Below are 14183 nucleotides of genomic sequence, written 5' to 3' on the forward strand. Positions count from 1 at the left end.
TGAATGTCAGAGAATCCAGCAGCAGTTCCCTTGCAGAAGCTCGCCAACGGTGCCGAGATCCCCATGATCGGATTGGGTACCTGGACGATGGACGATACGGAGGCCGGTGCTGCCGTCCGTAACGCCATAGACGTCGGGTATCGGCTCTTCGACACCGCAGAGAATTATGGCAATGAGGTCGGGATCGGTGAAGGAATCGCCCGTTCCCCGCTGGCCCGCAATGAGGTGTTTTTGACGTCAAAGTTCAATGCCGAATGGCATTCCTTCGACGGCGTACGCCAGGCGTGGCGGCATTCGATCGAACAGCTGGGCGTGGACTACATCGACCTGCTGCTCATCCACTGGCCGAACCCGGAGCGGGGCACCTATGTGGACGCCTATAAGGGCTTGGCCAAGCTTCTGGCCAAGGGCAAAGTCAGGGCGATTGGCACCTCGAACTTCACCCAGTCCCAGCTGACCGAGCTCATGGATGCCACCGGTGTGGTGCCGGACGTGAACCAGATCCAGCATTCCCCGCTGTGGATGCGCGCAGACGATATTGCCTTCCACCAACGCCATGGCATCCACACTCAGGCCTGGGCCCCGCTGGCCCGCGGCGGTGTCTTGGAGGCAGCGCCCGTCGTGGAAGCGGCGACCGCCCACCAGAAGACCCCTGCCCAGGTGGTCCTGCGTTGGAACCTGCAACACGGTGCCTCACCCATCCCGAAGTCGGAAGATCCCGGGCGCATGGCCAGCAACCTCGATGTGTTCGGTTTTGAACTCGACGCCGCACAAATGTCAGCCATCGATGCCCTCGATGGGACCGGGGACGCCCCGGTCGATCCGATGGTCTTCGGTCACTGATCACCCTTTTGAACCCAGGAGCTACGTATGAAGATCATCGTGATCGGCGGCCACGGAAAGGTCGGCCTGTTGTTGACCCGCGAACTGGCCAACCGGGGTGACGAGGTCACCTCGGTGATCCGCAATCCAGCCCACGCCGACGAGGTCCGCGCCGCCGGCGGCACTGACGTGGTGCTGGATATCGAGCGCGCCCAGGCTCCCGAACTGGAGCCGGTCCTGGCAGGTTTCGACGCCGTGGTCTTCAGCGCTGGGGCCGGTGGCGGTGACGCCGACCGGACGTACGCCGTCGACCGCGATGCGGCCATCCGGATCATGAATGCTTCCATGGCCGCAGGGGTCCAACGGTTCATCATGGTCTCTTTTGCCACGGCTGATACTCAGTATCTGAAACCCCTCGATGACCCGTTCTACCCCTACCAAGCGGCCAAGATCGCCGCCGATGAGCATCTCCGCGAATCGGCACTGGATTGGACCATTCTGGGCCCGGGGGCTCTCACACTGGAGCCGGCCACCGGGAAAGTAACCCCGCTGGAGCATCCGATCTCCGGGGATACCTCGACCTCACGGGCCAACGTCGCGTTGGCTATTGCCGAGTCGTTGGTGCAACCACGCACCATCGGAGCGACGCTGAAGTTCTGCGACGGCGAGAAGCCCGTCGGCCCATGGTTCGCCACGCTGGGCGTCTGAGCGTTCCGGGTGGCTAGCGCGCCGAGGCGCGCATGGCGCGCGGTGCCACCAGCAGCGAGAGCAACAACATCAACGCCACGAGGTAGAGGGCGTTCAGGATTCCGAAGTGTTCGCCCAGCAGTCCCAGGACCGGCGGGCCGACGAGGAACGCCATATAGCCGAAGATCGAAATGATGCTGACTCTGCGGGCCGAATGGGTGGGGTGGTCTGCCGCAGCGGAGACTCCGATCGGGAAGCCCAATGATCCCCCCAGACCCCAGAGTGCGGCGGCACCGAAGGCCGTCCAATGTGTGTTGGTCAGGATGAAGACCAGGAGCCCAAGGAAACCCAAAGCCCCCATGATCGTGAGCGTATGGCGTCGACCCAACCTGTCGATCAGTGGTCCGCCGGCAGCACGCCCCACGGTCATTGCCGCGACGAAAGTCCCATAGACCAGGGCTCCGCCGGCATTATTGAAACCGTGCCCATCGACAGCTGCCAGGGGTAACCAGTCGTTGGCGGATCCTTCCACGAAGGCCATCCCAATGACCATGAGACCCAAGAAAAACAATTGCGGCTCCGCGGCCATCTTCAGGGTTTCCCGAAGGCGTGCACCGAAGCGGGGGTGGCGTCCGAAATCGGCGGCCGCCGCTGGAGCGGCTGGGCCTGCACTGGATACCTTGGCGCCGGGGCCAGGGATATGAAGCACACTCCAGCTGCCGGCCGCCGCAATCGCCAGGCCGACCACCGTGAAGTGGATGCCCACCGGGAGTGAGTTCATGGCTGCCACGGCGCCGAGGGCTGCGCCGATGATGGTCCCCAGGCTAAAGAAGGCGTGCATCATCGGCAGCAGGGTGCGCCCATTGGCCTTTTCTACGTCTGCCCCTTCGACGTTCATGACGACATCGGTGATGCTGTAGAAGAAGCCGAAGAGCACCAAAACCCCTGCTGAGGCGAGGAAGGAACCCCATACTCCGGCGGCCAGGCCCAGTAACACGGTGGCCCCGGCCATGGCCAGAAGTGAATAGCGCAGCCCGTTCCGGGTTCCCATCCTGGCCATATAGTTCGGGGCGGTCGCGAGTCCGGCAATGGACCCGAAGGCCAGCCCGAAAAGCATCAGCCCGATGGTTGCCGTGCTCAGGTGCATGCCGTCCCGCACCGCGGGAATCCGGGAAACCCAGGAAGCAAAACCCAGACCCGAGAGAGCAAAAACAGCGAAAACAGCGTTGCGCCACGCACGGAGGCTTCCGCGAACCATGATCGGCTGCGACGTGGGCACCTGGATGCTTCTTCCTGTTCCTGAGGGGATACGGGTGGTGTTGCGGCTCCGTGAGGGCCGCGAATCGCCCGAAGAGATGTAGGGCGTTGCTGGCAAAACGGGCAGGATTGCTACCACTGGGTACAGTCTAATCGCTTTTGTGCCGCGGGTGGACTATATAGGGTTCGTGCCTCGGGCGACTCAGGAATCTGGCGGATATCCGTCCTGAGGCCTGCTGTTCATGGATGGTGCCCCCGGCGCGATTCGAACGCGCGACCGACAGATTAGAAGGCTGTTGCTCTATCCACTGAGCTACGGGGGCCGGTGCCCCGCAGGGCAACAGGAATCATTCTAGCGATCCGTTGCTGCAGCGCCACATTCGAGCCCACATCCCCCTCACAACCGGCGGTAACATCGGGTTGGTCGCCAAGAGTCCACAGACCGGACCACGGTGGCATGGCTTCCTTGGACTCCCGGCCAGTCTGGGGAAGCGGGACTGCCTGTTCCGGTTGGAGATCAGCACTGGAGGACACCATGAAAGACGTGAACAACTTCATTACCGTGGTCGGCAATGTCGGTACCGACCCGGTGGTGCGCACGCATGCGAATGATTTTCGGGTCACCCACTTCCGGCTGGGTGCCGATATCCGGGGCAGGAACCAACAGAGCGGGGAATGGGAGACCAAAAGCACCAACTGGTACACCATCAAGGTGTTCCACCAATTGGGTCTTAATGCCCACGCGTCGCTGCGTAAGGGACAACGGGTTTTCGTGGCCGGCTACGCCAAGGTGGACCAATACACCCGGGAGGACGGCAGTACGGGTACCGGGATTGACGTTGAAGCAGAGGTCATTGGTCACGACCTCAAATTCGGGACCACCGAGTTTTCCCGTCTGCCGCAGCTGGCCGCAGCCCGTACCGCAGACCGGTCCGTGGAATCGGACCCGCCGGTGGTGGAGGGTGAGGAAGCCGGTGGCCCGGTCGAATCGGCAGATCCTGCCGCCGGAAGATTCGGTACCGATCCGGTGTCCGGGTGGGACGAGCCGTCAGGTTCGGAAACCGAGCCCCTGGCCGGCTGATCTCTCCACGGGTGCCCTGCTCGTCGATAAGTATATGGAGACCGGTAGCTCACTCACCGCTTCCGACGTCCCAACAGTCTGTGGGCCTACCTCTAAATAGGGAATTGGCGGCGGGAACGACTAGCCTAGTGGGCATGGCAGAATTCATTTACACCATGACCAAGGCCCGCAAGGCCGTTGGCGACAAGGTGATCCTCGACGACGTCAGCATGTCGTTCTACCCCGGCGCGAAGATCGGTGTTGTTGGCCCGAACGGTGCTGGTAAATCGACAATCCTCAAGATTATGGCCGGCCTCGACCAGCCTTCAAACGGTGAGGCGCGCCTCAGCCCCGGATACTCGGTGGGCATTCTGCTCCAGGAGCCACCGTTGAACGAAGAGAAGACCGTCTTGGGCAACGTCCAGGAAGGTGTCGGTGAAATCTACGACAAGATCTCGCGTTTCAACGAGATCTCAGAGGAGATGGCTTCACCGGATGCCGACTTCGACGCACTGCTCGAGGAAATGGGCAAGCTGCAGGAGGCCATCGACGCCGCCGACGCCTGGGATATCGATTCCCAGCTCGAGCAGGCCATGGATGCACTGCGCTGCCCTCCGGGCGATACCGAAGTTTCCATTCTCTCCGGTGGTGAGCGCCGCCGCGTCGCCCTGTGCAAACTCCTATTGCAGAAGCCCGACCTGTTGCTTCTTGACGAACCGACGAACCACCTCGACGCCGAATCGGTACTCTGGCTTGAGCAGCACTTGCAGGCCTACCCGGGCGCCGTCCTGGCCGTGACCCACGACCGGTACTTCCTGGACCATGTGGCCCAGTGGATCGCCGAAGTCGACCGCGGCCAGCTCCACCCCTACGAAGGCAACTACTCGACGTACCTGGAGAAGAAGCAGGCGCGGCTGGCGGTACAGGGCAAGAAGGACCAGAAGCTTTCCAAGCGTCTGAGCGATGAACTCGAATGGGTTCGTTCCAACGCCAAGGGCCGCCAGACCAAGTCCAAGGCACGTTTGAACCGTTACGAGGAGATGGCTGCGGAGGCCGAGCGCACCCGCAAGCTGGATTTCGAGGAAATCCAGATCCCACCGGGCCCACGGCTGGGTTCGCTGGTCATCGAAGCGGACAAGATCAAGAAGGGCTTCGGGGACCGTGTGCTCATCGAAGATCTTTCCTTCACCTTGCCGCGTAACGGCATCGTCGGCGTCATCGGCCCCAACGGCGTCGGTAAATCGACCCTGTTCAAGACGATCGTGGGCATGGAGGAGATCGACGACGGGGTGCTGAAGGTTGGCGACTCCGTCAAAATCTCCTATGTTGACCAGAACCGCGGCGGGATCGATCCGGAGAAGAACCTCTGGGAAGTCGTTTCCGAGGGTAATGACTACATCCAGGTCGGCAACGTCGAAATGCCCTCACGGGCCTACGTCTCGGCCTTCGGTTTCAAGGGCCCGGACCAGCAGAAGAAGGCGGGTGTGCTCTCCGGTGGTGAGCGCAACCGGTTGAACCTGGCGCTGACGCTGAAGCAGGGCGGGAACCTGCTCCTTCTTGACGAGCCGACCAACGACCTCGATGTCGAAACGCTCTCGAGCTTGGAGAACGCCCTCCTGGAATTCCCCGGTTGCGCCGTGGTCGTCTCCCACGACCGGTGGTTCCTTGACCGGGTGGCCACCCACATCCTGTCCTATGAAGGCACGGAAGACGATCCCGCCAAATGGTACTGGTTCGAGGGCAACTTCGAAGCCTACGAAGAGAATAAGATCGAGCGGCTCGGCCCGGATGCGGCCAAGCCCCACCGTGTCACCCACCGCCGCCTGACGCGCGGCTAGGGTTTACGGATCCAAAAACGGTGCCCCCACCGGATGTTCGCATCCAGTGGGGGCACCGTTTCGTGCGGGGTGGGGAGCCTCAGCGCTTCTGTTCGTGCTTGATGGCCGCACGCATCAGCCGCGCCTGGACACCACCGATGAGTTTGGACTTGGTATCGGTGGGGACCCTGACCATGCCTTCCTGCGCGACGGTGGCAACCAGGACGCCGTCTCGGGTGAAGAATCGTCCCTGGCCCAAACCACGGGCACCGGAAGAACTGGGGCTCTCCTGGACGTAGAGCAGCCAATCGTCGACACGGACATCGCGGTGCCACCACATGGCATGGTCCAAGCTGGCCACGCTCATGCCCGGAGTGATCCACGGCAAACCATGGCGGCGCAGTACCGACTCCAATAACGTGTAGTCGCTGCCGAAAGCCAGCGCAGCCCGGTGAAGTGACTGGTCGTCGGGGAGCGCTTCATAGGACTTCATCCAGATGGCGTTCGACGCCTTCCGGGCGTCACCGGTCGGAGCTTCGAAGTACAACGGCTTGTCAATGTAGCGGATGTCGAAGGGACGCTTATACGCCCATTCCCTGGCCACCGGATGATTGATCTTACCGATGACCTCGGCGGTGGTCGGCAAGGACTCCGGTTCCGGAATGCCCTGGGGCATCTGCACCTGATGTTCGAGTCCCTCCGCGGGCTCCTGGAAGGAAGCGATCATCGACAGGATGGGCTTGCCGTTCTGGTACGCATGGACCCGCCGGGCGGAAAAGGACCGGCCGTCGCGCAGCCGCTCCACACCGAAGGTAATGGGAACCTTCACATCACCTGGACGCAAGAAGTATCCGTGCATGGAGTGGATGGGGCGTTCACCCTCGACGGTGCGCGAGGCAGCGATGACCGACTGGCCCAAGACCTGCCCGCCAAAAACTCGGCCCCGGCTCTGTGCGGGCGTGTGGCCGACGAAGATGTCCTCGTCCGTGCGGGTTTGACCGTCTCCTTCGAGAGCCAACACCCTGACCAGGGATTCGGGCACTTCATGTTCGGGCACTATTACTCCTTGGTAGGGATTGTCCTGCGCTTGAGACTATCCGTGGGCCACCTCGCCGATCAACCGGGAAGAACCGGAAAATAGCGTGCCGACTCCGGGGGTGACAGCATGGGATCATGCTTCACGATACGCTGCCCCTCGCCGATGCCGACACGATGACCGATCTACGCACGTTCCTGGCCCGGGCCCGGACCGTCGAAGACGGACAGGTCAGGCTCCAAGCGGTCAGGACGGCGCTGGCGGTATATGTTCCGGTGCTGGCCCAAGAAGCCATTGCCGCGGTGACTCCCACGGTGCTCGGGCTGCGCGTGGCCCAATTGGCCACCCCGGAAGCAGACGGCTTCGAAGCCGTCTATGAGCTCGGTGCCCTGACCGACCGGCTGGCCCGGGTGGAGGAGTCCGAGACGATCCTGGCCCTGCCACCAGCAGAATCCAGGGCAGCATGGGCCGGTATCACCCCACCCTTAACGGGGTGGGAGGAACGGGGAGCCTACGACGACGACGAGCTACGCCGGCAGGCCGAAGCCGGGATGCGCTCGGTGGCCGAGGCGGTACCGACCAGCGTGGGCCGCCCGGTCCTCGATACGGTGCGCGGGAGGATCTGGTCGGCACCGGTCACCGGCACCGGCCCCGCGGAGATCGAACTGCCCCTGGGGGCTGCTTTCGCCGCCCATACCTTGGGCTTCCTGCGCCCCGGGGGCAGCAGCCGACTCTTCGGGCAAGGTCGCTGGCTGCGCCTGTCCTCCTCCGGGGGCCACACCCTCATCCGCCATGCAGCCCAGCTGCTGTAGGCTACCCGATCAAGCCCTCACCTGCCGGTGATTCCGGGTGCCACCCCAGGCTGACAGACCCATCGCCCCGAGAGCGATGGCCACCACCGCGAGGGCGAGCCCACCATAGATGGGCCAGTCGACGGCGGGCGCCCATCCACCGAGCAGGCCGTAGCCGACGCCGAAGAGCGCTGGAAGAACACAGAGGGTACCTATCACGAGGGCTGCCACGGTCAGGAAAACGGCTTCGAGCAAAACCATGAGCCTCAATTGGGTCCGTGTGGCTCCGAGCTGCTTCAAGAGGACGAACTCGTCCCTTCTGGCACCGGTGAGCATCACCAGAGTATTGGCGGCGGCCAACGCCACGAACAGCACCAAAACCAGCAGCAGGACGTTGGAGAGTTGTTGTTCCTGCGCGGAGGAGGACACGGTGTGAGCTGCGTAGTCGGGGACGCTGCTGGCCGTGAGTCCGGTGCCCCCAATCGCCGTGCCGACCGACCCTGCACCGGTTCCGGTGGTGTTCACCAGCAATGAGTCAGCCCGGGCAGGTCTGCTCGCCTCGGGCAGGTTCTGTTCGTTGATGATGAAGTTTCCGAGACCCAAACCCTTGGAATATATCGCGGCGATGGTGAACGTCTGCTCGGCTCCATCGCTGAAACGCAGTTCGACGGGATCCCCGATGCCTTTTCCGGTACCCAGCGTGGCCTCGCTGCTGACCGCAATGGTGTCCGGGGCACCCAGATCCTCCAAGGAACCCTGAGTCAGCCCCGGGTGCAGGAACCGTTCGGCGTGGGCTCCGACGGTCCGCAGCGATCCGGGCTCCCACAACAGATCGTTGAAGAAGGCCAGGTCCTCGTCGTCGTCCTCGATTTTCGAGGTCACCGGAAGAGTCGAGCTGGCCATGACGGACTCCACCGAGGGCGCGTGCCCCACAGTGGCGGCGTTGGCAGCCGTGACGCCTGTGGGCGTGGAAATAATCAGATTCACGCTCAGCCCCTCGCGTAGCTGCTGACCGGCGGCGCCGACCGTTCCCAGGTTCACCCCCGACTGCACGGTCCCCAAGGCCAGAAAGAGGGCCAGCGGAATGATCGCTGCCGTGAGTCGACGCGAGAACCCCCGGGTATTGGCTGCAGCCAGGACCGCGGGACCAGCTGGCCCGGACCGGGAAGCCTTGACCGCTTTTCGGGCCACCCACCCCACGAGCACCGGCCCTCCCACGGCGGCGGCAGCAATGAAGAGGAACGCCGAGGAGGCACCGGTGGCGCTGCCGATCGTTCCCGGAACGAGGACGGGGGTGAAGGCCACCACGAAGCCCAGTCCCAGTAGCGAGAGCGCCGAAATACGGCGCACGGGGGAGAGCATCGAGGCTTCCGAGGCACTTGCGGTGACGGCCTCCACGGGAGCGATCCGGCTCACCTTGCGCGCGCTCAAACGTGCGGCCAGCAGGCTCGAGGGCAGCAGGACCAGCACAGCGCCCACCGCCGGCCAGGCGGTGATGCTCAACTCGAAGTCAGTGGGAATGATCCCATTTTCACGCAAGAGCGGCAGGAGCAACCGGGAGGCGAAGAGCCCGGGGATGGCGCCGAGCGGGGCGGCCAGGGAAAACACGGCAAAGACTTCGGCGGCGATCATCGAACGAATCTGCCCGGGGGTGGCTCCGATGGCGCGAAGCAGGGCGAATTGCCGTTGGCGCTGACGCAGTGCGGAGGAAAACGTTTGGGTGACCACGATGATGACGAGGATCAAGGCGGTTCCGGCGAAGGAACCGGCGACCGACACCAGCAAGGGCGACGACGGGCCCGCCGCGTCGGAGCTTAAGCCCGAAGCCAGGAGGACGCCAGTGGCAGAGAGCAAGGCCGCCGCCAGGACGACGACGAGGAAACTGCCGATTAAACTCGCACGATAAACGAGTAAGGCCGCGCGAGTATAAGCCCACATGGCCTTAGCCCCCGAGCTTCACGAGACGGTCGGCGATCCGGCTGCTGGTTGGCTCCACCAGTTCTCCGGCCAGCCGACCATCGGCGAGGAATATGACCCGGTCGGCGGCGGCGGCAACCCGTGCGTCGTGGGTGACCAGCACCAGGGTTTGTCCCAAGTGATGTGCCGTGGAGCGCAGGATCTGCAGGACCTGGTCCCCGGTCTGGCGATCCAGAGCGCCGGTGGGCTCGTCGGCGAAGACGACGGTTGGTCGGGTCACCAGCGCCCGAGCGATGGCGACCCGTTGGGCCTGGCCACCGGAAAGTTCACCGGGGAGCTGGTCCTCAAGACCGATGAGTCCGACGGCCGACATGAGCTGGTGCTGCCAGTCGGGGTCGGGGCGCCGGCCATCGAGTTGAAGCGGGAGCTGGATGTTCTCGACGACCGTGAGGTGTCCGATCAGGTTGTACGCCTGGAAGATGAAACCCAGATGGCGTCGGCGGAAACGGGTGGCCGCATCGGGGGAGAGCACGGTGAGTTCGGTTCCACCGATCACTACCCGCCCGCTGGTGGGTGCGTCCAGACCTGCGGCGCAATTGAGCAGGGTGGACTTTCCCGAGCCCGATGGGCCCATGACCGCCGTGAAACTGCCGGCTTCAAGGGACACCGACACGTCGTTCAGGGCGGTGGAGAGGCCGGGGCCGTTCGGGTAGGTCTTGCGCAAACGGATCAAGTCCACGGCGGGTGCAGTGATCTGTGGGTTCGGCGCTGCTAACGGGGCTGTCGTGCTCATGGGATGGCTCCTCAATCATGGTCTGTGGTGGTACGTCTTCGAGCCTAGAAGTGCGCCAGGTCGGGATCGAGCCGCCCGGGGAGGCAGTTGAGGACTTGCATCCTTTGATGCAATGCCCTCCCGTGAATCCTCCCGCCGGGCGCCGAATCAGCTCGCGCCTGAGCCCCTATCCGGTGCCAGCCAGCCGGTGGTCGGGGACTGGATTACACCGTTGGGAGGGACCTCTCCACGGCCATCCCGGGCGGCTAGAAGACCGTCTTGCTCCGGACCTAGCGTCGACAGGACAGTGCAACAGCGACCGAACCCTTGGAAGGGGCCACGATGACCACCACCGAATTACTGCCGGATCATGCCACGGGATCCATGAGGAATCTGATCCGAAGACGCCCGCTGATGACCTTCTTCGTGTTGACCAACGTCTTGAGTTGGTTGGGCTGGCTGCCCTATATCCTGTCGATGAACGGACTGGGGATCTGGGCCTATAGCTTCCCCGAGTTTCTGGGTACCTCGCAGTTCGCCGGCGTCATTCCGGGGGCCTTCCTGGGGCCCATCGGTTCGGCACTGTTGGTTACCACAGTGGCGGACGGCCGGTCCGGGCTCCGTAGCTGGGCCGGGCGCCTATGGCGTTGGCGTGTTTCCTGGCAGTGGTATGCCATCACACTCCTCGGGGTTCCCGCGGCGATGCTCCTGACCGGTTTCGCGTTCTCCGGCGGGAAGATCAGTGCTCCCTCGCTAACAGCCATCGCTCTCTACGTGCCGTTGCTGCTGCTGCAGATGATCACCACGGGCCTGGCCGAGGAACCCGGGTGGCGTGACTTCGCCCTGCCCAGGCTCCAACAACGCTTCGGAGCCCTGGGGGCGGCCATGATCCTGGGCCCGCTCTGGGCCCTCTGGCATCTGCCACTGTTCCTCACCGAATGGGGCGGCTGGCCCGAGGCAAACTGGATCCGTCCCGTGGCCTTCATTTTATTCTGCATTGCGTTCAACGTGGTGATGTCCTGGGTCTTCAACCGCACCGGGCAGAGCCTTCCGCTCTCGATGCTCATGCACGTCAGCGTCAACACCTTCGCCTCCATCATCTGGACCGAGACCTTCCCGGCGATCACCGGTGACCTGGTCCTGCCGGCCACTGCCACCGGTGCCATCGTTGCTGCGGTGCTGGTCATCGTCACGACGCGCGGGCAGTTGGGGTATGTGCCAGGTGGTGGGCAGGAGGACGTCCTCGACGGGGCAGTCTAGCTGCCGGAGCCGTCGGGGACTTCGACGATGCGATTCTGGTAGGCCCACACCACCGCCTGGAGGCGAGACCTGACCCCGAGCTTGGGCAACATTCGGGCCAGATGCGATTTGATCGTGGAGACTTCCACCACCAGATCGGCGGCGATCTCCTCGTTGGGTTTGCCTTGGGCCAGCAGGAGCAGGATCTCATGTTCACGCGGGGTCAGGAGGTCCTCCACCCGCCGCCCGGACACCGGCTGCAAGTTGCGGCGCTGAACGAACTCGCGCAGAACCCGCCGGGTGAGGCTCTGGTCGATCGTGGCCTCCCCGGCGGCTACCCGGCGGACCGCCTGGGCAATGACCTGCGGTTCGGCGTCCTTGAGCAGGAACCCCGAGGCGCCGGCCTCCAGGGCCCCGAAAACATAGTCATCGAGGTCGAAGGTGGTCAGGACCAGAACAGGGGTCGGCGTCTCGACGCCGGGGCCGCACAGTTCGCGGGTGACGGTGATCCCATCGATCCCGGGCATGCGGATATCCAGGCAGGCGACATCGGGCTTTAGCTCTCGGGCACGCGCCAACGCTTCAACCCCGTCGGAGGCGACGGCCACGACATCGATATCGGGTTCCATGTTCAACAGAGCTGAGAGTCCGGCACGTACGAGGGGTTGGTCATCGGCGAGCAGCACGCGGATCATGGCATCTCCTGAGGGGTTTCGTCTGCGTCAATGGGGTGCCTGGCGACCTCGCGGGGCACCACCAGACGTACCGACCAACCGCCCTCGGCGTTCGGCCCATGGTCGAGGGCCGCACCGATCAGTTCGGCCCGTTCACGCAGTCCGAGCAAGCCAAAACCCCCGCCGACACCAGCACCAGCGGCGGCACCAGCCCCGACCTGGCATGCGGCGGCGTGCCCATGGTGAACGACGGCGATGAGCTGGGAGGGATCACTGTCATCGACATCCACCACACAGCGGGCCCCGGGGGAATGGGCAGCGGCATTGCTCAGGGACTCCTGGACCATCCGATACACCACCAGTTGCGCCAAGGGGCCGATTCCGGCGGCTAGCTCCCGATCTGGCCGGGCCGCCGACAGGAGGAGATCCACGTCCATCCCGGTACGTCGGCGTTCTTCAACCAGCCCGGGAATCCCCGCTATGGTTTCCACCGAGCGGGTGCCCTCGGGGTGTTCGCGCAGCAGCCCGACGATCCTACGCAGATCCTCCAGCACCGCCGTGCTTTGGGAACGAACCTGCTGGGCCGAGCGTTTGGCTTCCTCGGGATCGGTGTCGATTTGTTGTTGGATTGCGGCGGTCATCAGGGCTATACCCGACATATGGTGTGCGGCGATATCATGCAGTTCCCTGGACATCGCTGTGCGTTCCTTTGAAACGGCGGCCTCGATGCGGGCCTGTTGTTCGCGGGCCAGAGCCTGAATCTCATGGGTCCGTGACAGACGGGCTTCCCGCCGAGCCGAGAGCACCAAGGCGAACAACAGGGGGGCCCCGACCACCACCAGGGCTTGCCCGACGGCGGAAGTCACGGCAGCGGTGGCAGGGAGGCCGGTGCGGAAGTCATTGAACGCCTGAGCCCCGGCAATGATCAGGACGGCCAGCACCAACAGGGGCGCCACCCGAGGCAGGGGAAGCCGACCCGCCGACAGGAAGACGGCACAAAAGATGGCAATGGTGCTGAGGCTGAACGCCGGGCCCGGCACGAAAACGGCGAGTACCACCGGCAACAGCACCACGAGGGTCAAGACCGTTCGCGGTGCCGACTTCGCCCACAGGAGCGCCGCGGACTGGCACACCAGCACCACCGCAACGACCCAGAAGTTCTCGCCTCCCGCGGGGAACGTCCCTCCGGGTATACCGGTGTCGGCCTCCTCGAGCAGGGGGAGCAGGAAGAGGACTGTCAGGGCCAGCCCGCCGCTGATCACGGCGATGATCCCCTCGATGGGGGATGGCCGGAAACCGTGCTGCGCCTGCTCGTTCATCTCGTGAAGTTCCTGTCGTGAGCCGGTGTTGGAAAGGGGCGACGTCGTCGTGGATCCCCTATCTAGGCCCGGGGCACCATGCCATCCTTGCAGATGAGGGACCGGGCCGAACAGGGCAGCTGAACGGCCAAGACACGACCAAAACGGCTCCGGCCGGCAGCGGTCCTACCCGTCGGCGGCGTTCTGTAGCGAGCGGGCCGCCCGGTCGAAGTAGTCCCAGATCGTCGCATCCTGCAGCGGTGGCAGGGCGATCCGGTCCAGGGCATGGCGCATATGGGCCAACCAGGTATCCCGGGCTGCGGTGTCCACGATGTAGGGGACGTGACGCATCCGCAGACGGGGGTGCCCGCGCAGTTGGCTGTAGGTGGTGGGCCCACCCCAATATTGTTCCAGGAACAACTGCAGTCGGATGGCTGCGGGCTTCAGATCCTCTTCCGGGTAGATCGAGCGGAACCCGGCATCGTTGGCGACGGACTCGTAGAAGTACTCGGTCAGCCGCTGGAAGGTCTTCGAGCCGCCGACCTCGGCGTAGAAGGTTCCCAGGTAGGGGGAGAGGTCCTCATGATCGCCCACGTCTGCAGATGCCGGGGTGGTTCCGCCGAACCGGTCGGGACTCTGCCCGGAGACATCGGTGTCCTCGGGCTGCCCGCCCGAGGCGCCGGGGGATACCGAGGGGGAGGACAGCGGGCGTACCTGTCCGACATGGATGCCCAGGGATTCCCCTCCGGGCAAACGGATGGGCCCGCCTTGCTGGTTTTGTTGGTCGCTCACGAGTCGATTCCTTCCACGGCT

13 protein-coding genes and 1 tRNA gene are annotated in these 14183 nt (G+C 64.1%); 6 read left to right on the forward strand and 8 right to left on the reverse strand.

Annotation, left to right across the window (positions count from 1 at the left end; translation table 11 throughout):
- The first annotated feature begins 3 nt into the window (after nt 1-3).
- The gene (locus FM101_RS08220) at nt 4-843 is read left to right on the forward strand and encodes an aldo/keto reductase (protein ID WP_086998154.1); all 840 of its coding nucleotides are present in this window, start codon (nt 4-6) and stop codon (nt 841-843) included.
- A 27-nt stretch (nt 844-870) separates the two neighbouring features.
- Complete coding sequence (locus FM101_RS08225; RefSeq protein WP_086998157.1) at nt 871-1530, forward strand: SDR family oxidoreductase; 660 nt, start codon at nt 871-873, stop codon at nt 1528-1530.
- Nucleotides 1531-1543: 13 nt separating this feature from the next.
- Here FM101_RS08225 and FM101_RS08230 read toward each other — a convergent pair whose 3' ends face one another.
- On the reverse strand, nt 1544-2788 hold the full coding sequence (locus FM101_RS08230) for an MFS transporter (RefSeq protein WP_086998160.1): 1245 nt from the start codon (nt 2786-2788) through the stop codon (nt 1544-1546).
- A gap of 225 nt (nt 2789-3013) precedes the next feature.
- Nucleotides 3014-3089, reverse strand: a tRNA-Arg gene (locus FM101_RS08235).
- 212 nt (nt 3090-3301) lie between these two features.
- Here FM101_RS08235 and FM101_RS08240 point away from each other — a divergent pair.
- Together FM101_RS08240 and ettA are read left to right on the forward strand one after the other, a co-directional pair.
- Nucleotides 3302-3847, forward strand: coding sequence for a single-stranded DNA-binding protein (locus tag FM101_RS08240; protein ID WP_158225915.1), 546 nt, complete (start codon nt 3302-3304; stop codon nt 3845-3847).
- A 134-nt stretch (nt 3848-3981) separates the two neighbouring features.
- Nucleotides 3982-5664 (forward strand): energy-dependent translational throttle protein EttA, encoded by a 1683-nt coding sequence (gene ettA / locus FM101_RS08245; RefSeq protein ID WP_086998166.1) that lies wholly within the window; start codon nt 3982-3984, stop codon nt 5662-5664.
- Between the two features lie 79 nt (nt 5665-5743).
- On the opposite strand, the gene FM101_RS08250 is transcribed toward ettA, so the two are convergent.
- Nucleotides 5744-6700: an acyl-CoA thioesterase gene (locus FM101_RS08250; protein ID WP_428844150.1), complete on the reverse strand. Its 957-nt coding sequence runs from the start codon at nt 6698-6700 to the stop codon at nt 5744-5746.
- A 116-nt stretch (nt 6701-6816) separates the two neighbouring features.
- Here FM101_RS08250 and FM101_RS08255 point away from each other — a divergent pair, with 116 nt between their 5' ends.
- Nucleotides 6817-7491, forward strand: coding sequence for a hypothetical protein (locus FM101_RS08255; protein ID WP_086998171.1), 675 nt, complete (start codon nt 6817-6819; stop codon nt 7489-7491).
- A 9-nt stretch (nt 7492-7500) separates the two neighbouring features.
- Here the strand turns inward: FM101_RS08255 and FM101_RS08260 are convergent, their stop codons facing one another.
- Together FM101_RS08260 and FM101_RS08265 are read right to left on the reverse strand one after the other, a co-directional pair.
- Complete coding sequence (locus tag FM101_RS08260; RefSeq protein WP_086998174.1) at nt 7501-9408, reverse strand: FtsX-like permease family protein; 1908 nt, start codon at nt 9406-9408, stop codon at nt 7501-7503.
- Between the two features lie 4 nt (nt 9409-9412).
- On the reverse strand, nt 9413-10180 hold the full coding sequence (locus FM101_RS08265; protein WP_086998177.1) for an ABC transporter ATP-binding protein: 768 nt from the start codon (nt 10178-10180) through the stop codon (nt 9413-9415).
- 321 nt (nt 10181-10501) lie between these two features.
- Between FM101_RS08265 and FM101_RS08270 the strand changes: the two genes are divergently transcribed.
- On the forward strand, nt 10502-11419 hold the full coding sequence (locus tag FM101_RS08270; RefSeq protein ID WP_218778269.1) for a type II CAAX endopeptidase family protein: 918 nt from the start codon (nt 10502-10504) through the stop codon (nt 11417-11419).
- Here the strand turns inward: FM101_RS08270 and FM101_RS08275 are convergent.
- The 3 genes from FM101_RS08275 to FM101_RS15965 all read right to left on the reverse strand — a co-directional run bounded on the left by FM101_RS08275 (nt 11416) and on the right by FM101_RS15965 (nt 14162).
- Nucleotides 11416-12093 carry a response regulator gene (locus FM101_RS08275; RefSeq protein WP_086998180.1) on the reverse strand — a complete coding sequence of 226 codons (678 nt, stop codon included), beginning with the start codon at nt 12091-12093 and terminating at the stop codon, nt 11416-11418. The genes FM101_RS08270 and FM101_RS08275 overlap by 4 nt on opposite strands.
- Complete coding sequence (locus FM101_RS08280; protein ID WP_086998183.1) at nt 12090-13391, reverse strand: sensor histidine kinase; 1302 nt, start codon at nt 13389-13391, stop codon at nt 12090-12092. The genes FM101_RS08275 and FM101_RS08280 overlap by 4 nt, the downstream gene beginning before the upstream one ends.
- Nucleotides 13392-13556: 165 nt before the next feature.
- On the reverse strand, nt 13557-14162 hold the full coding sequence (locus FM101_RS15965) for a globin (protein ID WP_241895351.1): 606 nt from the start codon (nt 14160-14162) through the stop codon (nt 13557-13559).
- Nucleotides 14163-14183: the final 21 nt, after the last annotated feature.

Origin of the sequence: Arthrobacter rhombi (genome assembly GCF_900163545.1) — a bacterium.
Taxonomy (GTDB): domain Bacteria; phylum Actinomycetota; class Actinomycetes; order Actinomycetales; family Micrococcaceae; genus Arthrobacter_H; species Arthrobacter_H rhombi_A.

Coding starts and splice junctions, on each gene's coding strand:
- FM101_RS08255 (WP_086998171.1), top strand. CDS start 6,817: ATGCTTCACGATACGCTGCCCCTCGCCGATGCCGACACGATGACCGAT.
- FM101_RS08280 (WP_086998183.1), bottom strand. CDS start 13,391: ATGAACGAGCAGGCGCAGCACGGTTTCCGGCCATCCCCCATCGAGGGG.
- FM101_RS08220 (WP_086998154.1), top strand. CDS start 4: ATGTCAGAGAATCCAGCAGCAGTTCCCTTGCAGAAGCTCGCCAACGGT.
- FM101_RS08260 (WP_086998174.1), bottom strand. CDS start 9,408: ATGTGGGCTTATACTCGCGCGGCCTTACTCGTTTATCGTGCGAGTTTA.
- FM101_RS08225 (WP_086998157.1), top strand. CDS start 871: ATGAAGATCATCGTGATCGGCGGCCACGGAAAGGTCGGCCTGTTGTTG.
- ettA (WP_086998166.1), top strand. CDS start 3,982: ATGGCAGAATTCATTTACACCATGACCAAGGCCCGCAAGGCCGTTGGC.
- FM101_RS08275 (WP_086998180.1), bottom strand. CDS start 12,093: ATGATCCGCGTGCTGCTCGCCGATGACCAACCCCTCGTACGTGCCGGA.
- FM101_RS08270 (WP_218778269.1), top strand. CDS start 10,502: ATGACCACCACCGAATTACTGCCGGATCATGCCACGGGATCCATGAGG.
- FM101_RS08240 (WP_158225915.1), top strand. CDS start 3,302: ATGAAAGACGTGAACAACTTCATTACCGTGGTCGGCAATGTCGGTACC.
- FM101_RS08265 (WP_086998177.1), bottom strand. CDS start 10,180: ATGAGCACGACAGCCCCGTTAGCAGCGCCGAACCCACAGATCACTGCA.